20 protein-coding genes are annotated in these 17,627 nt (G+C 31.5%); 17 read left to right on the forward strand and 3 right to left on the reverse strand.

Features of this window, described 5'->3' with window-relative positions:
* Positions 1 to 35: 35 nt before the first annotated feature.
* The 7 genes from rlmN to J2Z80_RS09905 are packed head-to-tail and all read left to right on the forward strand — an operon-like array spanning position 36 to position 6,114.
* Positions 36 to 1,067, forward strand: a complete 1,032-nt coding sequence (gene rlmN / locus J2Z80_RS09875; RefSeq protein WP_192402653.1) for a dual-specificity RNA methyltransferase RlmN — start codon at positions 36 to 38, stop codon at positions 1,065 to 1,067.
* Positions 1,068 to 1,072: 5 nt separating this feature from the next.
* Positions 1,073 to 1,807: a Stp1/IreP family PP2C-type Ser/Thr phosphatase gene (locus J2Z80_RS09880; RefSeq protein WP_192402651.1), complete on the forward strand. Its 735-nt coding sequence runs from the start codon at positions 1,073 to 1,075 to the stop codon at positions 1,805 to 1,807.
* A 4-nt stretch (positions 1,808 to 1,811) separates the two neighbouring features.
* Complete coding sequence (pknB, locus tag J2Z80_RS09885) at positions 1,812 to 3,713, forward strand: Stk1 family PASTA domain-containing Ser/Thr kinase (protein ID WP_209454247.1); 1,902 nt, start codon at positions 1,812 to 1,814, stop codon at positions 3,711 to 3,713.
* Entirely contained in the window at positions 3,713 to 4,588 is an 876-nt protein-coding gene (gene rsgA / locus J2Z80_RS09890; RefSeq protein WP_209454248.1) for a ribosome small subunit-dependent GTPase A, read from the forward strand. The genes pknB and rsgA overlap by 1 nt, the downstream gene beginning before the upstream one ends.
* A gap of 2 nt (positions 4,589 to 4,590) precedes the next feature.
* A complete protein-coding gene (rpe, locus tag J2Z80_RS09895) occupies positions 4,591 to 5,244 on the forward strand; it encodes a ribulose-phosphate 3-epimerase (protein ID WP_209454275.1) in 654 nt (217 codons plus the stop codon).
* Complete coding sequence (locus J2Z80_RS09900) at positions 5,241 to 5,876, forward strand: thiamine diphosphokinase (protein WP_209454249.1); 636 nt, start codon at positions 5,241 to 5,243, stop codon at positions 5,874 to 5,876. The genes rpe and J2Z80_RS09900 overlap by 4 nt, the downstream gene beginning before the upstream one ends.
* A gap of 52 nt (positions 5,877 to 5,928) precedes the next feature.
* Entirely contained in the window at positions 5,929 to 6,114 is a 186-nt protein-coding gene (locus J2Z80_RS09905) for a hypothetical protein (RefSeq protein ID WP_209454250.1), read from the forward strand.
* A 162-nt stretch (positions 6,115 to 6,276) separates the two neighbouring features.
* Here J2Z80_RS09905 and rpmB read toward each other — a convergent pair whose 3' ends face one another.
* Positions 6,277 to 6,465: a 50S ribosomal protein L28 gene (gene rpmB / locus J2Z80_RS09910; RefSeq protein WP_209454251.1), complete on the reverse strand. Its 189-nt coding sequence runs from the start codon at positions 6,463 to 6,465 to the stop codon at positions 6,277 to 6,279.
* A gap of 250 nt (positions 6,466 to 6,715) precedes the next feature.
* Here rpmB and J2Z80_RS09915 point away from each other — a divergent pair, with 250 nt between their 5' ends.
* From J2Z80_RS09915 to J2Z80_RS09955, 9 genes are all read left to right on the forward strand, one after another.
* On the forward strand, positions 6,716 to 7,066 hold the full coding sequence (locus tag J2Z80_RS09915) for an Asp23/Gls24 family envelope stress response protein (protein ID WP_209454252.1): 351 nt from the start codon (positions 6,716 to 6,718) through the stop codon (positions 7,064 to 7,066).
* A 10-nt stretch (positions 7,067 to 7,076) separates the two neighbouring features.
* Positions 7,077 to 8,675: a DAK2 domain-containing protein gene (locus J2Z80_RS09920; RefSeq protein WP_209454276.1), complete on the forward strand. Its 1,599-nt coding sequence runs from the start codon at positions 7,077 to 7,079 to the stop codon at positions 8,673 to 8,675.
* An 8-nt stretch (positions 8,676 to 8,683) separates the two neighbouring features.
* Positions 8,684 to 10,732, forward strand: coding sequence for an ATP-dependent DNA helicase RecG (gene recG, locus J2Z80_RS09925; protein ID WP_209454253.1), 2,049 nt, complete (start codon positions 8,684 to 8,686; stop codon positions 10,730 to 10,732).
* A gap of 19 nt (positions 10,733 to 10,751) precedes the next feature.
* The gene (locus tag J2Z80_RS09930; RefSeq protein WP_209454254.1) at positions 10,752 to 11,594 is read left to right on the forward strand and encodes a DegV family protein; all 843 of its coding nucleotides are present in this window, start codon (positions 10,752 to 10,754) and stop codon (positions 11,592 to 11,594) included.
* Positions 11,595 to 11,704: 110 nt separating this feature from the next.
* Positions 11,705 to 11,932 carry an alpha/beta-type small acid-soluble spore protein gene (locus J2Z80_RS09935; protein ID WP_013297986.1) on the forward strand — a complete coding sequence of 76 codons (228 nt, stop codon included), beginning with the start codon at positions 11,705 to 11,707 and terminating at the stop codon, positions 11,930 to 11,932.
* 168 nt (positions 11,933 to 12,100) lie between these two features.
* Complete coding sequence (locus J2Z80_RS09940; RefSeq protein WP_013297985.1) at positions 12,101 to 12,328, forward strand: alpha/beta-type small acid-soluble spore protein; 228 nt, start codon at positions 12,101 to 12,103, stop codon at positions 12,326 to 12,328.
* A 211-nt stretch (positions 12,329 to 12,539) separates the two neighbouring features.
* A complete protein-coding gene (gene rsmD, locus J2Z80_RS09945) occupies positions 12,540 to 13,124 on the forward strand; it encodes a 16S rRNA (guanine(966)-N(2))-methyltransferase RsmD (protein WP_209454255.1) in 585 nt (194 codons plus the stop codon).
* The gene (gene coaD / locus J2Z80_RS09950; RefSeq protein ID WP_209454256.1) at positions 13,093 to 13,572 is read left to right on the forward strand and encodes a pantetheine-phosphate adenylyltransferase; all 480 of its coding nucleotides are present in this window, start codon (positions 13,093 to 13,095) and stop codon (positions 13,570 to 13,572) included. Before rsmD ends, coaD begins: the two co-directional genes overlap by 32 nt.
* A 12-nt stretch (positions 13,573 to 13,584) precedes the next feature.
* Positions 13,585 to 14,049, forward strand: a complete 465-nt coding sequence (locus J2Z80_RS09955) for an ATPase (RefSeq protein ID WP_209454257.1) — start codon at positions 13,585 to 13,587, stop codon at positions 14,047 to 14,049.
* Here J2Z80_RS09955 and ylbJ read toward each other — a convergent pair whose 3' ends face one another.
* Positions 14,050 to 15,213: a sporulation integral membrane protein YlbJ gene (gene ylbJ, locus J2Z80_RS09960; protein ID WP_209454258.1), complete on the reverse strand. Its 1,164-nt coding sequence runs from the start codon at positions 15,211 to 15,213 to the stop codon at positions 14,050 to 14,052. It lies immediately after the preceding gene.
* A gap of 62 nt (positions 15,214 to 15,275) precedes the next feature.
* Positions 15,276 to 16,481 carry a nucleotidyltransferase gene (locus J2Z80_RS09965; RefSeq protein ID WP_209454259.1) on the reverse strand — a complete coding sequence of 402 codons (1,206 nt, stop codon included), beginning with the start codon at positions 16,479 to 16,481 and terminating at the stop codon, positions 15,276 to 15,278.
* A gap of 149 nt (positions 16,482 to 16,630) precedes the next feature.
* On the opposite strand from J2Z80_RS09965, the gene pta reads away from it, so the two are divergent.
* Entirely contained in the window at positions 16,631 to 17,617 is a 987-nt protein-coding gene (pta, locus tag J2Z80_RS09970; protein ID WP_209454260.1) for a phosphate acetyltransferase, read from the forward strand.
* Positions 17,618 to 17,627 lie beyond the last annotated feature (10 nt).

Below are 17,627 nucleotides of genomic sequence, written 5' to 3' on the forward strand. Positions count from 1 at the left end.
TATAATATCTGTAAGAAAATTTGGAGGCGTTTTAATTGGTCGATTTAAAAAATATGACTATTGATGAACTAGAAAAATTTTTTATCGATATTGGAGAAACAAAGTACAGAGCAAAGCAAGTTTTTCAATGGATCTATAGAGGAGTAACAAATTTCGACGACATGACAGATTTAAAAAAAGAGTTGAGACAAAAATTAAAAAATATAGCATATATATCTAGCTTAAAAATTGCTCGGAAATTGGTTTCAGATGTAGACGAGACAGCAAAATATCTTTTTTTACTTGAGGATGAAAATATAGTTGAAGGCGTGGCTATAAAGTATAGTTTTGGCAATACTTCTTGTATATCTACTCAGGTAGGATGCAATATGAAATGCTCATTTTGCGCATCAGGAATTGAAGGAAAAGCTAGAAATTTAAATGCTTCTGAAATGGTAGATGAAGTTCTTATAATGAATAATGATTATGGTAAAATATCAAATATAGTATTGATGGGCAGTGGAGAGCCCTTTGACAATTATGATGAGGTTATGAAATTTATAAAAATTGTCAATAATCCTTTTGGTATGAGCATAGGCATAAGGCATATTACTATTTCTACATGTGGGATTGTTCCGAAAATTTATGATTTTGCAAATGAAGGTTTAGGTGTTAATTTGTCTATATCATTACATGCACCTACGGATGATTTAAGGACACAGTTGATGCCGATAAACAAGGTATATCCCATAAAAGATTTAATAAAAGCATGTAAATATTATATTGATAAGACTCATAGAAGAGTGACTTTTGAATATTCGCTAATAAAAGATGTAAATGATAGCTATGAGATGAGCGTAAAATTATCAAAGCTCTTAAAGGGTCTTCTGTGCCATGTTAATTTGATACCAATTAATTATGTAGGTGAAATTGGATATAAGAAAGCTGACAATGGGAAAATAATGGCTTTCAAAAATACTCTTGAAGAAAATGGCATTACGTGTACAGTTAGGCGTGAGCTCGGTAGTGATATTGACGCTGCTTGTGGGCAATTGAGAAGGAAATATTTAGCTGGAAGGGTGAAATAATACAAATGTTAGTATATGCTTTGACAGATACAGGCAATGTTAGAGAAAATAATGAAGATTCGTATTATATTTCTGATAATAAAAATCTAAATCTTTTTATAGTTGCTGACGGCATGGGTGGATGCAACGGTGGAGAGGTTGCAAGCAAATATGCGGTAGAGACAGTAACTAAGTATTTTTTTGACAATTATGATAATTGTAACAAAGATGACGAATCAATAAAAAAATTTATAAAAGATGCAATAACAACAGCAAATTCTTTTGTTTTTAACAAGTCGTTTTCTGATATAGATTTAACTGGAATGGGTACAACATTAACTTTACTTTTAATAGAAAATAATAACTACTTTGTCGGTCATATTGGGGATAGTAGAGCATACCTCATTAGAGATGGTAGTCTCATTCAAATCACAGAAGATCACTCATATGTGGAAGAACTAGTAAAATTAGGTAGGATAACGCAGGAAGAAGCAAGAATTCATCCGCAAAAAAATATAATAACTAGGGCATTGGGTATTGATGAGGATATAGAAGTTGATATATTTACTGGTAAGGTTTTAAAAAATGATGTTTATTTGTTGTGCACAGACGGATTGACCAACATGCTTACAGATGATTTGATTCTTAAAGAATTTAAAAACTCTGAAAACATAAACGAAGCATGTGATAATTTAATAAATCTTGCTAAACAAAATGGTGGCTATGATAACATTACAATTGTGGCGGTAAAGGAGGTGTGACAATATGATAGGTAGAATGCTTGGCAACAGGTATGAGATATTAGAAAAAATTGGTGAAGGTGGTATGGCAAAGGTTTATAAAGCTAAATGCCATCTTTTAAACAGAATAGTTGCCATAAAAATATTGCGCTCTGAATTTGTAGCAGATGAAGAATTTGTGAGAAGATTTAAAAGAGAATCGCAAGCAGCAGCCAGCCTTTCTCATCCTAATATAGTAAGTATATATGATGTAGGTCAAGAGGGAGATATTTATTATATTGTAATGGAGTATGTAAATGGTAAAACATTAAAACAATTGATAAGAGAGGCTAATGGACCTTTGCCTATACCGAAAGCTCTCGACATAACAAGGCAAGTTTGCGGCGCATTGGAACATGCTCATAAAAATCATATTGTCCACAGGGATATAAAGCCACAGAATATACTAGTAACAGATGATAATATTGTGAAGGTTACCGATTTTGGAATAGCTAGGGCTGCAAATGGTTCAACAATAACGTATGGTGGCGGAGATGTGCTCGGTACTGCCTATTATTTTTCGCCTGAACAAGCGAAAGGTTCTATGATAGATGAAAAAACTGATATATATTCTCTAGGAATTGTTATGTATGAGATGCTTACAGGTAAAGTTCCTTTCGAAGGTGAAAGCCCAATTTCAGTTGCATTAAAGCATATACAGGAAAATATTGTTCCACCATCTAAAATAAATCCAAAAGTACCGTACAAGCTGGATAAAATAGTATTAAAGGCAACAGAAAAAGATATAAATTTTAGATATAAAAGCGCAACCGAACTATTAAATGATATTGAGACATATATAAATAATCCAGATAAATTGATTATAACAGATGAAAATGATAATAATGTAACGCGGGTTATGAAATCTGAAGAAATAAATGAGAAGCTATCAGGAACGAAGACTCTTGAAAACAAGAAAAAGAGTGGCAAAATTTTTAGAAATATAGGAATTGCATTGCTGATTCTGGCATTAATGGCATCACTGTCATATGGGACCATGTATTTTTTAAATAACATGGCAATAGCAGATGAAGTAACTGTTCCTAATATAAAAGGGCAAACTCTTGATAAGGCAACAAGCATTCTAGAAAGCAATAATTTAAAATTGAACATAACAGATAGCCAGTATAGCGATGCACCAATTAATACAATTTTATCACAGAATCCGCCAGCTGGGGAGAAGGTAAAGAAAGGAAGCACAGTAAATGTAGTGGTTAGTAAAGGCAAACAGACATCAGTCGTGCCAAATGTTATAGGCAGTGAATATAGGGATGCACAATTAAAAATTAAAAATAGCGGTTTAAATGCTAACTTGATTTGGGATTATAATGACAACTATCCAAATGGTTATGTGTATGACCAAAACCCAAGACAAGGTGTTCAAGTTGAAAACAATACTGTTGTTGATATTTACGTAAGCAAAGGCCCAGAAATGGTGACAGTACCTAATGTTGTAAATATGTCACTTGACGATGCAACAAAAGCACTGGAAAATGTTGGCCTTAAAGTTGGCAATGTAACATCACAGCCTAGTGATAGTGTGCCTGACAATTTTGTAATAGATCAGAGTATTCCCCAAGGCACCAGTATACAAAAAGGCAAATCTGTAGATTTAATTGTAAGTCAATCAACTCAGCAGCAACAGCAGCAATCACAATTACCATCTGATTACAAAACAAAAGAAATTTCAATAGATTTGCCTAGCCAAGAAGGACCTATGAAAGTTGATGTTTATGTGATACAAGATGGCAATAAAACATTACAATATTCTAATACATTCACTTCTGCTGATAGTCCAATAACAGTTCCTGTTAGTGGCAAAGGAAATGTTATTATAGAAGTTGATATAAATGGCAGTATATATAAGACAATGGGGGCGAAATTTTAGTGAGGTTAACTGGCAGAATCATAAGAGGCATTGGAGGTTTTTATTATGTATATACCGAGCATGGCATTATAGAATGCCGTGCTCGTGGTAAATTCAGAATATCAAATATCGTACCAATAGTAGGGGATAATGTTGATATTGATACAGAAAATTTAAAAGATGGTTTCATAATAAATATACATAACAGAAAAAATGAATTAGTAAGACCGCCAGTATCTAATGTTGATCAAGCAATAATAACTTTTTCTATTGTAAATCCTGCTTTAAATAGACTACAGCTTGATAAAATGATTATATTAACTGAACTAAATGAGATACACCCTGTAATATGTATAAATAAAATTGATTTAGTGGCTGAAGATGTTTTTCTACCATTGTATAATTTATATAAAAATTTAGGCTATGACGTTATTGCTACTTCAAAGTTTGACAATATTGGTATTGATAAGTTAAAGGCAATGTTGATTGGAAAAACTTCGTTTTTTACAGGGCCATCAGGCGTAGGAAAATCATCGTTAATAAATTGTATACATGGAACTAATAAGCAGGAAATTGGAGATTTAAGCGAAAAGCTGCTAAGAGGGAAACACACTACAAGAAGTGTAGAGCTTATTCCTTTCGAAAGCGGCTATGTATTAGATACGCCTGGTTTCACTTCATTAAATTTAGATTTAGATGAAGCTGAACTTAAATATTATTTTAGAGATTTTAAAGAATATGAAACAAATTGCAGATTTAAATCGTGCTTGCACATAAATGAACCTGATTGTGGCGTAAAAATTGCCGTAAGTAATGGGTTAATAGATAAAATAAGATATTCTAATTATTTAAATTTATATAATGAGTTAAAGTCTAATAAAAGGAGGAGATATTGAGAATGGAAATTTCTCCATCTATATTATCTGCAGACTTTGGGAATTTACTATCTGATATAAAAAAAGCTGAAAAAGAAAAACCTGAATTTTTACATATAGATGTAATGGATGGACATTTTGTTCCAAATATTACAATTGGCCCGTTGGTATTAAAGGCTTTGAAAGGTAAGACTGATATTCCCTTTGATGTACATTTAATGATAGAAGATCCTGATAAATACATAAAAGAATTTGCCGAAGCAGGGGCAAAAAATATCACGGTTCATCAGGAAGCATGTTTACATTTAGATAGAACGTTGCAGTTTATTAAATCTATGGGTATTATGGCTAGTGTTGCATTAAATCCAGCAACACCGTTAGAAACATTGAAATATGTACTGCCATCGGTTGATATGGTTCTGATAATGACTGTAAATCCTGGGTTTGGGGGACAGGTATTTATAGATGAAATGTATGAAAAAATACGTGAACTAGCATATATTAGAAAAAGCAGAGGATTGAATTTCAAGATAGAGGTTGACGGTGGGATTAATGTAGAAAACATCAATGATGTAGTTTTTGCTGGAGCTGATGTGATAGTGGCAGGATCCTCAATATTTGGTAGTGGCGACCCAAGAGAAAATATAAAAAAACTCAGAGGTGCAGTAAAAAGATGAAAACATGCATTATTTCAAACGGTGAGTTTAACGACTCTGATTATATAAGGAAATTAATTAATAATTGCGATTATGTAATTTGCGCTGACGGTGGTGCAAATATTGCATATAAATTAGGAATAGTCCCCAATCTAATTATAGGAGATCTTGATTCGGCCGATAAACAAATTATTGACTATTATAAAAAAGATGGCGTTCAAGTAGATAAATATCCAACAGAGAAAGATGAAACAGATACTCAGTTAGCGACGCTTAAAGCTATAGAACTTGGAACCGATGAAATCATATATATAGCATCAATAGGAAGCAGATTTGATCATTCTATAGCAAATCTGTCACTTCTATTGTACCTACTAAAAAGAAATATAAAGGGAATAATAGCAAGCGAAAAAAATGAAATTCATCTTGTAGATAGGTCTTTAGAATTAGAAGGCAAGATAGGTGACATTGTTTCATTAATTCCATATAGTACAGATGTAAAGGGAATATACACTGATGGATTATATTATTCTTTATCAGGGCAGGATATGTCATTGGATATGCCTTATGGTATAAGCAATGTTTTTATAAATAATAAGATTAAGATTAAAATTGACAGTGGATTATTATTAGTAATAAAATCTAAAGATTAGCACATTACCCCTTCTTTACGAATAAACTATTATTGTGTAAGGAGGGGTTTTTATGTGGAATAGAATGTATAGAAAAATAAGGAATTTGAATAAAAAGATGAATTATTCTATAGGGTATATAATTATGGCTTTAGGAATTTTTATTCTTGTAATATACATACCTAGCTGGCTATGGATGGTACTACTAGGTCTATCTGTCATAATGATCGGATATTATATTAATGCATATTTCAAATAGTAAATAAATAGTTTAGAATAGAAATGATAAAGGGGGATAAATATGAGCAAGAAAAAAGAACCGAAAGTCTTTTATTTTAAAATTCCCGGTTTTATTAAAAAATTTTTAAGTTCTATAACCAAAGGTAAAAAATAAAAAGCGTGCATTTATGCACGTCTTTCTTTATATGGCCCTCTTAACCTTCCCTGACTTTAAACATTTCGTACAAACATTTAATCTTACAGGTGTTCCATCAACAATAGCTCTAACACGCTTTAAATTTGGCTGCCATTTCTTTATTGATTTTCTGTGGGAATGGCTATATTGATATCCTGCCATTGGTGTTTTTCCACAAACGTCGCATTTTTTCATTATGTGCACCTCCTCTTTGTCAACAATAACATTTTAACAAAAAAATAAATTTTCTTCAAGATTAATAATTAATTGCACTTAATTTAATGCATTAACACAACAATGATATTTTAACATTATATTTCATATAAGTAAATACTTTTTGAATTAAAATTTAATATCAGTTCCAGAAGATGACAATTATTTTTTTTATTTGTTGATGATTTAATTAGGATAAGGTAAAATATAATTATGATAGGAGGTTATATAAATGGATCAAACCAAAAATAACTTAGGTAAAATAGATATTTCTACAGATGTGATTGCATCTATAGCAAGTTATGCGACTTCTGAATGTTATGGCATTGTTGGCTTAGGAAAGCGTGGACCTGATGGGCTCATAGAGCTTTTTAAAAATGAGCAATCAGGCAAGGGAATTAAGATTACATCAGACGAAGACGGAATAGTTATAGATTTGTACATTATAGTTGAGTATGGTGTAAACATAAAAACTGTTGCTGCAAATATAATTGAAAAAGTCAAGTATACTGTAGAGACATTTACTGGGATCAAAGTTAAAAATGTAATTGTAAATGTACAGAGCATAAAAGTTGATATCTGAGGAGGAAATACTGTTGGATCATATAGATGGTAAAACTTTAAAACTTTTATTTAAAGGTGGGGCTCAATATTTATCAAATAAATCTGATGAAGTGAATAAATTAAATGTCTTTCCGGTTCCAGATGGTGATACTGGTTCTAATATGGCATACACTTTAAATTATGCTGTTAAAGAAATGGAAAAAGCATCCGATAATATAAACGATATATTAAATAGTCTTTCAAGGGGTGCTTTGCTGGGAGCCAAGGGAAATTCGGGTGTGATTTTGTCACAAATTATTAGAGGATTTGCTAAAAGCCTTTTAAATCACGATATAATCACTATAAAAGATTTTGCAGAAGCGCTAAATATGGGTTCTTCTGTTGCTTATAAAGCAGTGATGAAACCTACTGAAGGGACTATTCTGACTGTTGTTAAAGACTGTGCCAATAAAGCTTTAAAATTAAGCAAAATAAAGGACTTTGAAGTATTTATAGATGGGATTGTAAAAGCTGCTGCAGAATCAGTTGAAAGGACTCCTGATTTGCTACCTGTATTGAAACAGGCTGGTGTAGTCGATTCTGGTGGTAAAGGGTTTTTGTTTATATTGTTAGGAATGCTGGAAACAATAAAAGGACATGAAGTTGTTCAAGAATATACAACAAACGATGTTTCTACAAATGAAGCTGACCTGACAAATATAAATTTCAAATATTGTACGGAAATGCTTATAAAAGCCAATTCACAAATGTCTTATAAGTTAAAAAGAGAAATAGAATCTTTTGGTGACAGTTTAATTGTTGTTGGTGATGACGATCTTATAAAAGTGCATATTCATACAAATAACCCTGGCTTGGTATTGCAAAACGGCTTAAAGTATGGTGATTTATTAAAGGTCAAAATTGACAATATGAAAATTCAACATGAAAATATCATATTGGAATCAAAAAATAATTTAAAACAAGATAATAGTCTTCCTGCTAAAAAATATGGATTTTTGGCTGTGTCTCCTGGGGATGGAATAAGTAAAATATTCAAAGAATTGGGATGTGACGTTGTAATTGATGGGGGACAGACTATGAATCCTAGCGCTTTGGATATTTTAAACGGATTGGAAAAAATAAATGCTGAAAATATAATTGTCTTTCCAAATAATAAGAACATAATCATGACTTGCGAACAAGCCATGACGATGGCTGATAAAAACATATATGTGATTGCTACTGAAAGTTTCAATCAGGCAATAAGTGCAATAATAAATATCGATGCAAATATGAGTATAGATGATGTAATAAGAAGCATAAATGATACAATTGAGAAAATCACAACAATAGAAATAACATACTCTATAAGGGATTCAGTTATTGATGGAATAAATATTAAAAGTGGTGACATATTAGGATTTGTAGATGGTAAATTTACTGCAATTGGTACTGATTATAACGAAGTCGCTTTAAAAATTATAAGCGATAATATATCTGATGATACTTCTATAATAACTATTTATTTTGGCAAGGATGTTTCGGAAGATAAAGCAAAGGACTTACAAAATTTTATTTCGTTTGACGGAGATATAGACATTCAATATGGGGGACAGCCTTTGTATTATTACGTTATTTCCATCGAATAGGTGATTATATGGATCTTTCAAAATCTATACAATATGTAAAGGGAGTAGGTCCTAAAAGAGCTATATTATTAAAAAAAATCGGCATAGAAACAGTAAAGGATGCGCTGGAATATTATCCAAAAGAATATGAAAATAGAGAAAAAATAATACCAATAGATATGCTTAAGATCGGTGAAAAGCAGACTTTTAAGGCTTATATAGCGGGTAAGGCAAGGGAATACAAAGTAAAAAGATTAACTATTACAAAGATACCTGTTAAGGATGGAAGTGGTGCGGTTGAACTTGTTTGGTATAATCAGCCGTACATAAAGAGCAATTTTAAATTAGGCGAAGAATATATTATAAATGGCAAAGTTTCTTATAAATATGGACAGATATATGTTGAGAATCCGGTTATGGATAGAAGCGATAGTCTAAATATCAATGCTGGAAGGATTGTGCCAATATATAAATTAACGGAAGGATTGAGCCAGAAAGTTATAAGAAGTATAATTTTCAATCTTTTGAAAGAATATTTAAATGATATAGAAGAAATATTTGATGAAAATTTTTTAAAAGAATATAATTTGTTAGATATTAAAAGTGCAATAAAAAATATACACTTTCCCGAGTCTTCAAAAATGCTTGAAAGATCCAAATATAGACTTGTTTTTCAAGAATTTTTTATTTTGCAAATAGGATTGGCTTTGATAAAAAATAGATATAATGCAGATAAAGCAGGTATAAAATTTAGATGTGTCGATTTAAAAGATTTTTTTAGCAAGTTAAAATTCCGCCTTACACAAGCACAGGAGAGAGCTTTAAATGAAATACTTGATGATATGTATTCAGGGAAAGTAATGAATAGGCTTTTGCAAGGTGATGTTGGCTCAGGAAAGACGGTTATAGCAGCAGCAGCCATGTATGTTGCTGTGAAAAATGGATATCAGGCTTCTATAATGGCTCCGACAGAAATTCTTGCAAAACAGCATTATTTTACTTTAAAAGAAATATATGACGAATTAGATATAAAAATTGAATTGCTTACTGGAAGTATTGGTACTAAAAAGAAAAACAGCATTATTGAGGAAATTAGAAATGGTGAAATTGATATATTAGTTGGTACTCATTCTTTAATTGAGGAAAATGTACAATTCAAAAATTTAGGCTTAGCAATAACTGATGAACAACACAGGTTTGGTGTTCGCCAAAGAGCCGTATTTAAAGAAAAAGGTGAACAAACGGATGTCTTAGTGATGACGGCAACGCCTATACCAAGAACATTGGCACTTATGTTGTATGGTGATTTGAATATATCTGTGATAGATGAATTGCCACCAGGACGAAAGAAAATAGAGACATATGCAATAAGTGGTACTTTAAGAGACAGAGCATATAAATTTGTCATAAATGAAGTGAAAAAAGGGCGTCAAGCGTATATTGTTTGTCCATTAATAGAAGATTCAAACCTGATTAATGCAAAATCGGCAGAAGTTGTATATGAAGAGATTTACAAAGGGGTTTTTAAAGAATTTAGAGTTGGTTTAGTACATGGTGGAATGAATTCAAATGATAAGAATAAAGTTATGAATGAATTTGTTAATGGAGAAATAGATATATTGGTGTCTACAACGGTTATAGAAGTTGGCGTAAATGTGCCAAATGCTTCAGTTATTGTTATTGAAAATGCTGAAAGATTTGGATTGGCACAACTTCATCAATTAAGAGGACGTGTAGGAAGATCATCCCATCAATCTTATTGTATTCTTATAGCATATTCATACTCAGATGTTGTTAAAAAAAGATTGAAAGTGATGACTGAAACTAATGATGGGTTTAAAATTGCTGAAAAAGATTTGGAAATAAGAGGACCAGGTGAATTTTTTGGTGTAAAGCAGCATGGATTGCCAGAATTGAAATTAGCAAATATTTTTGAAGATATTGAAATATTGAAATTGGCTCAAAAAGCTGTTGAAAAATTTTTAAACAACGATATTACATTCAAAAGGCATGATACGATGAAAGCCGAACTAATTGAGCGATTTAAAGATAAATTGGAAGGGATTGTACTAAATTAACATGAGGGAGGAAATCAAAATGAGCAAGATTGCTATAGTAACAGACAGTGTATCAGATATACCTGATGACATAGTAAAATTGTACGATATTTATGTTGTTCCTTTGACTATTGACATTGATGGTGTATCTTACAAAGATGGGATAGATATAAAAAAAGATGATTTCTACAATCTGTTAAATTCAGGGAAAATGCCGACAACATCTCAAATATCTCCAATTGAATTTATGGAAGTTTTTAGCGATTTATTAAAAAGCTATGATGAAATTATCTGTATTCTATTGTCATCTAAATTGAGTGGTACATATCAATCAGCATTATTGGCTAAAGAAAACTTAAAAAATTCAAAAATAACAGTGTTGGATTCGAAAAACTTTTCGTTAGGTTCTGGATTTTTAGTTATAGAAGCTGCTAAAATGGCTCGAAACGGTTCTACAAGAGATGAGATAGTTGGCAAAATCAATGACATGATACCAAAAATAAGTTATATAATGATTTTTGATTCTTTAGATTATCTTTATAGAGGTGGAAGATTAAAAAAATCACAGGCTATACTAGGTAGTATTTTAAATATAAAGCCTATATTAGTCAATAATGATGGAGAGTTAGAAATAAAAGATAAAGTACGAGGGAGAAAAAATGCAATAAAGTGGATAATAAACTATATGAAAGAAACAAATGTTGATTTCAAAAGAAAAGAGATAGGATTACTGCACACTGATAGAGAAGAGTTTATGCTTGAAATTGAAAATGCCATTAGAAACGAGTTTGGAGTTACGAATTTTATTAAGAATAGAGCTGGCTGCTCAGCTGGCGTTCATGCAGGTCCATATGCAGTTGGTGTATTTTTTGAATTAGATTAAATAATAAACCATTTTTATCACCTTCATACAATTTTGCTAATGAAATCATAGTTTATAGAAATTCTTTTTGGGTAAATTAATATTGAAATCATTAAATGGAGGTGATAAAAATGGCAGCAGGTTCAGAGACGAAGAATCCTCTTGTAGTAAGAGAAGCAAAGCAAGCCATGAGCAAATGGAAATATGAAATAGCAAGCGAACTTGGAATAAATCCTCCAGCCGATGGTTATTGGGGCACACTTACATCCCGTGATTGCGGTGCTGTAGGTGGCCATATGGTAAGAAAAATGATCCAAATGGCTGAAAGCCAAATCGCTAACAAAGGTACACTTAGATAATAAAAAGATACCCTTCGGGGTATCTTTTTTAAATAAACTTATTTACGAAAAATAAATTATGTAAAATAAAAATTAAATATCGTTATATATATATGAAAATATTAACATGTATATATAAATTGTATATGGATAAATTAATATTGAAATCATTAAATGGAGGTGATAAAAATGGCAGCAGGTTCAGAGACGAAGAATCCTCTTGTAGTAAGAGAAGCAAAGCAAGCCATGAGCAAATGGAAATATGAAATAGCAAGCGAACTTGGAATAAATCCTCCAGCCGATGGTTATTGGGGTACACTTACATCCCGTGATTGCGGTGCTGTAGGTGGCCATATGGTAAGAAAAATGATCCAAATGGCTGAAAGCCAAATCGCTAACAATGGAACATTGAAATAGTTAAATAAAAGGGTAGCCTGTGTGGTTACCCTTTTTAATTAAAATAATCCAGGTAGTTGACTACCTGGATTGGGAGAGGAGAAATTGAAGGAAGAATTTTGGGGAAATTGGTTTCCCAATTATATTATTTTCCATATTTCAAAATTTTTATACATTATTTTGTATCTTATCGTAAAATATGCTAAAATATTTTAGTATTGGAGGTGTAATTTTGAGGGTTATATCTGGAAAAGCCAAAGGCAGAAAATTAAAATGCCCACCAGGTAAAGCAATAAGACCTACATCTGATATGGTTAAAGAATCATTATTTAATATTATAGGTGCTGATATATATGATTCAAGATTTTTAGATTTATTTTCTGGAACTGGAAGTATCGGTATCGAAGCATTAAGCAGAGGTGCTAATATTTGCTACTTTGTAGAAAAAGTATATAATAATATTAAATATATAAACGATAATATAAAGTTACTTGATTCAACTGACAATGCAAAAGTTTTGCATATGGATGTCCTTGACGCATTATATTATTTCAGCAAAAATAACATTAAATTTGATATTATATACATAGATCCACCATATTACAAAAATTTATATGTGGAACCACTGAATAAAATCAGCGAATATAAACTATTGGATTCATGTGGCTACATAATTGTTGAACATCATAAAAATGATATTTTAAATGATAAATATGGAAACTTGCAAAAAGTTAGAGTTAAGAAATACGGCGAAACTGTATTAACTTTTTATAAGGAGGCAGCAAATGAATATAGCAGTGTATCCAGGGAGCTTTGATCCAGTAACAAATGGACATTTAGATATAATTAAAAGAGGGGCAAAAGTTTTCGATAAATTAATTGTAGCAGTATTGGTTAATCCGTCAAAAACTCCTATGTTTTCAGTAGAAGAGAGAGTTGAAATGTTAAAAGAAGTAACATCTGATATTGAAAATGTGGAAATAGATTGTTTTTCTGGTTTACTTATTGAATACCTAGAAAAAGTTAATTCAAAAATAATTGTTAAAGGCTTACGAATGGTTTCAGACTTTGAATATGAATTTCAGATGGCGTTGATAAATAAAAAGCTTAATCCCGAAGTCGAAACAATATTTTTTATGACCAGCAATAAATATGGCTATTTAAGCTCTAGCATAGTAAAGGAAGTCGCAAGTTTTGGGGGGTGTTTATCGGATCTCGTTCCAGATTCAGTTATAAAGCACATATTTAAAAAATTAAAAAAATGAGGGGGCATTTTATTGGAAGCGACTGATAATCTTGAGGTTTTAGAATTATTAGATTCATTAGAAGACTACATAGAGAATAGTTCTACGATTCCATTATCACAAAAAACTTTAGTAAACAAAGAGGAAATTCTCGAAATTATAAAACAGATAAGAATAAAAATTCCTGATGAATTAAAAAAGGCTGAATGGATCAAGCAGGAAAGGCAAAAAATATTGATTGAAGCGCAACAAGATGCAGAAACAATTTTAAAAGAGGCTGAACAAAGAATAAATCAAATGGTAAACGAAAGTGAAATAGTTAAAAAAGCTGAAAAAAAAGCGTCAGAAATTATAGCTCAAGCTCAGACAAACGCTAAGGAAATTAGACTTGGAAGCAAAGATTACGCTGATGAGTTATTAGCTAAACTTGAAAAAAATGTTACAGAACTTTTAAATACAATAAAAAGCAATAGAGATGAGCTAAGAGGCATAAAATAATCATGCCTCTTTTCTTGTCAACGATACGATGATTATCAGAAAAATTATCGTCAACAACAGTGCGACAAACATGTATGATGATGTTTCAAATATGTTTAACATAGTTTTTACATTTCCTTGTAAGAAAACTTCTGACACCGATGTCTCACCAATGTTTATGAATTTTAAAAATATATAAGAAAATAATGCAGCCATAAAGCTATGTATTATTTTTGCAATGAAATATGGAAAGTAATTTATTTTTGTACTGTTTATAACGCCTATTACCTGGCCATGAGTTGAAAAACCACCCCATGCTAATATTGAGCTTACTAAGATAACTTTCTGAAATAATGGCGCTGTTGCTTGACTAATCAAGCTGGAACCTATTGTTATTTCCATTAGTCCACTAATATACCCCGCTATTAAGTTCTTATTAAATCCCATTATTTCAAAAACAGGCGCTAGTATTTTTTCTATGATATTTATTAATCCATAAACTTTTAAAAATTCTATTAAGACAGAAAAAGCAATTATATATCCACCAATGACGATCATTGTGTTCATGGATGTTTTAACAGCATTACCTAAAATTTCACCAAAATTAATATTGATATAATTAGATTTGCTTTCAGAGCCTTTACTTAAATTAAAATTCCCTCTATTTTCTTCTTTAATTCTATGTCTTCTAAATATGATGCCTGTTGCAAATGAGCCTAGGTAATTTGATAGCATTATAATATATCCAATTTTTGAGTTGCTAAACATACCCATAGCGACAACACCTAGCATGAATAGCGGGCCTGAGTTGTTGCAAAATGTCATTAATCTTTCTGCTTCCGATGTGTTTAAAAGTTTTTCTTCCCATAATCTTTTAATCACTTGAGCTCCAACGGGGTAACCGGACGTATAGCCGACTGCCATAGCAAAGGCTCCATTTCCAGAGACATTAAATAAAGGGCGCATTATAGGTTCTAAAAATTTTCCAATGGTTTTTACGAATCCTAGTTGTAACAATAATTCAGAGCCAATAAAAAATGGAAGCAAAGCAGGAAAGACCGTAAACAGCCATAAATTAATTCCTGCTTTTGCTGCTGAGAGAGAATTTTTTGGAAATACAATAATTGAAACAACAATAAACAGTACTGATATAACTAGAAAATTTCTTGATTTATTTTCGTTCAAAATATTTCCCCCTTTTATGTTTCCACATTTATATTTTTATTTAAAAGGGGATGATAAAATGACTATTTTATTACAATAAATTTTTTGGTAAAATCTAGTCCTGACACTGAGGCATTTTCGTATGCTAGTGTATATATATCAGTTGCTTTAATATCTTTTTCGAACATATATGTATCAGACAATATCTTTTTATAGTTTGAAACCTTTGTTATAATTGGTATTTCAGCCTTATTTTTAATCATCTTTAAAAGTTCAAGGCCCTTTTTATTCGCCCCTAATATTCTTATGTAGTTTGGGCCATCGTACCTTGAATATATATTGGATTCTATGCCTAATAAAACATGCAGTAATATTCTTCTTATTCTGCTTTCTGTGTATCTTTTAGTTTTTATATAGTCTATGATTTCATCTACATTATTGAAAAGGGATGAAGCCCTTTTAATGCGATTTTGTAATCCTTCTGTAACATCAAAAACATTTTCGATACTACAATTGTTTCTTAGCAGATATGTTATTATTTTGCTAAAATTTTCTAGAGTGACTGGTCCATGACCTTTATCAATACAATTTTTTAAAATTTCAATAGAATATTCTGGCATATACTTGCTCAATACAGAATAATCTTTATTTATTATAATTTCTCTTAAATATGTGGCACTAGCAAAAGAATCTTCCGCTTTCATAGAATTATATCCCGGGCCTAGCCTTTTTATTGTTACAGGCTTGATACTGCTATTTATCTTTATCAAGCTTTTTATGTATTCAATGCCAAGTATGTTATTAGGATTTCCAACTACATCATTAATATTTGAACCAAAATATTCTGATAGAGCCATTTCACGTGCTTTTGCATAAGTTATTCCTCTTTTTAAATGACTTTTTAAAAGTACTTTATAATCTTCCGGTTCATTTAAAAGGAATTTTGATATTTTATATAATTCATCAATTGAACCAAGTTCACTTCCAAATGAAATATAGTCAATGACATTTAGTGAATCTAACAGCTTTACTGCTCCATATGCGAAATTTTCTGCTGTAGAAACTGCATATATTGTTGGCAGTTCTATTACTAAGTCAATGCCTGATAACAATGCGGTTTCTGCTCTTGACCACTTGTCAATAATAGATGGTATCCCACGTTGAACAAAGTTACCACTCATAATTGCAATGACAAAATCTGCACCTGTAGTTTCAATTGACTTTTTTATATGATATATGTGCCCGTTGTGGAGAGGGTTATATTCTACAATTACTCCCAAAACAATCATTGATAAAAACCTTTCTAAAAAATATTTGTTTTTTACTTATTATTTTATAAAAAATATGTTAAAATGTAAAATGTGTATACAATATATTTCTCCTTTTTAATTCAGGAGAAAATATTAAGATAAATAATATTAAAGGAAGGGACGATCTTATGAGTATTATTCAAAACATTATTGAAAAAGCAAAAAGCAACAAAAAGAAAATAGTTTTGCCGGAAGGCGCAGAGCCAAGAACGCTGAAAGCAGCTGACATAGTGCTGAAGGAAGGGATTGCTGATTTAATTCTTTTAGGAAATGCAGATGAGATAAGGAACGCTGCTGAAGGGTTAGATATCTCAAAAGCCGAGATTATCGATCCTATAAAGTCAGAAAAATTTGATAAATATGCAAGCGACTTCTATGAACTCAGAAAAAATAAAGGGATTACGCTGGAAAAAGCTAAAGAGACTATTAAAGATAATATTTATTTTGGCTGTATGATGGTAAAAGAAGGTTATGCAGACGGATTGGTATCTGGGGCTATTCATGCAACTGCTGATTTACTAAGGCCAGCATTTCAAATTATAAAAACGGCGCCAAATGCAAAAATTGTATCAAGCTTTTTTATAATAGAAGTTCCTAATTGTGAATTTGGTGAAAATGGAGTATTTTTGTTTGCTGATTGTGCTGTTAATCCGTCACCAAATGCAGAAGAACTTGCATCTATAGCAGTACAATCTGCAAATACTGCAAAAACTTTATTGGGGATGGAACCAAGGGTTGCTATGCTTTCATTTTCAACGAAAGGCAGCGCATCACATGAATTAGTTGATAAAGTGAGGACAGCTACTGAAATTGCTAAAAATTTGATGCCAGATGTAGCAATAGATGGTGAATTGCAATTAGATGCTGCACTTGTTAAGGAAGTAGCCGAGTTAAAAGCACCTGGAAGTCCTGTTGCAGGACGTGCTAATGTACTTATATTCCCTGATTTACAAGCAGGCAATATTGGTTATAAGCTCGTACAAAGATTGGCAAAGGCAAATGCTATAGGACCGATAACGCAAGGAATGGGAGCACCTGTAAATGACTTATCTAGAGGATGCAGCTACAAAGATATTGTTGATGTAATTGCTACAACGGCTGTACAAGCTCAATAAAAAAGCTATG

Source organism: Thermoanaerobacterium butyriciformans (genome assembly GCF_017874545.1).
Classification (GTDB): Bacteria; Bacillota; Thermoanaerobacteria; order Thermoanaerobacterales; family Thermoanaerobacteraceae; genus Thermoanaerobacterium; species Thermoanaerobacterium butyriciformans.

Bases quoted from the DNA above. Each gene is read 5' to 3' on its own strand.
- J2Z80_RS09880 (WP_192402651.1), top strand. From the start codon at position 1,073: ATGTTAGTATATGCTTTGACAGATACAGGCAATGTTAGAGAAAATAAT.
- pknB (WP_209454247.1), top strand. From the start codon at position 1,812: ATGATAGGTAGAATGCTTGGCAACAGGTATGAGATATTAGAAAAAATT.
- rpe (WP_209454275.1), top strand. From the start codon at position 4,591: ATGGAAATTTCTCCATCTATATTATCTGCAGACTTTGGGAATTTACTA.
- J2Z80_RS09900 (WP_209454249.1), top strand. From the start codon at position 5,241: ATGAAAACATGCATTATTTCAAACGGTGAGTTTAACGACTCTGATTAT.
- J2Z80_RS09905 (WP_209454250.1), top strand. From the start codon at position 5,929: ATGTGGAATAGAATGTATAGAAAAATAAGGAATTTGAATAAAAAGATG.
- rpmB (WP_209454251.1), bottom strand. From the start codon at position 6,465: ATGAAAAAATGCGACGTTTGTGGAAAAACACCAATGGCAGGATATCAA.
- J2Z80_RS09915 (WP_209454252.1), top strand. From the start codon at position 6,716: ATGGATCAAACCAAAAATAACTTAGGTAAAATAGATATTTCTACAGAT.
- recG (WP_209454253.1), top strand. From the start codon at position 8,684: ATGGATCTTTCAAAATCTATACAATATGTAAAGGGAGTAGGTCCTAAA.
- J2Z80_RS09930 (WP_209454254.1), top strand. From the start codon at position 10,752: ATGAGCAAGATTGCTATAGTAACAGACAGTGTATCAGATATACCTGAT.
- J2Z80_RS09935 (WP_013297986.1), top strand. From the start codon at position 11,705: ATGGCAGCAGGTTCAGAGACGAAGAATCCTCTTGTAGTAAGAGAAGCA.
- J2Z80_RS09940 (WP_013297985.1), top strand. From the start codon at position 12,101: ATGGCAGCAGGTTCAGAGACGAAGAATCCTCTTGTAGTAAGAGAAGCA.
- coaD (WP_209454256.1), top strand. From the start codon at position 13,093: ATGAATATAGCAGTGTATCCAGGGAGCTTTGATCCAGTAACAAATGGA.
- J2Z80_RS09965 (WP_209454259.1), bottom strand. From the start codon at position 16,481: ATGATTGTTTTGGGAGTAATTGTAGAATATAACCCTCTCCACAACGGG.
- pta (WP_209454260.1), top strand. From the start codon at position 16,631: ATGAGTATTATTCAAAACATTATTGAAAAAGCAAAAAGCAACAAAAAG.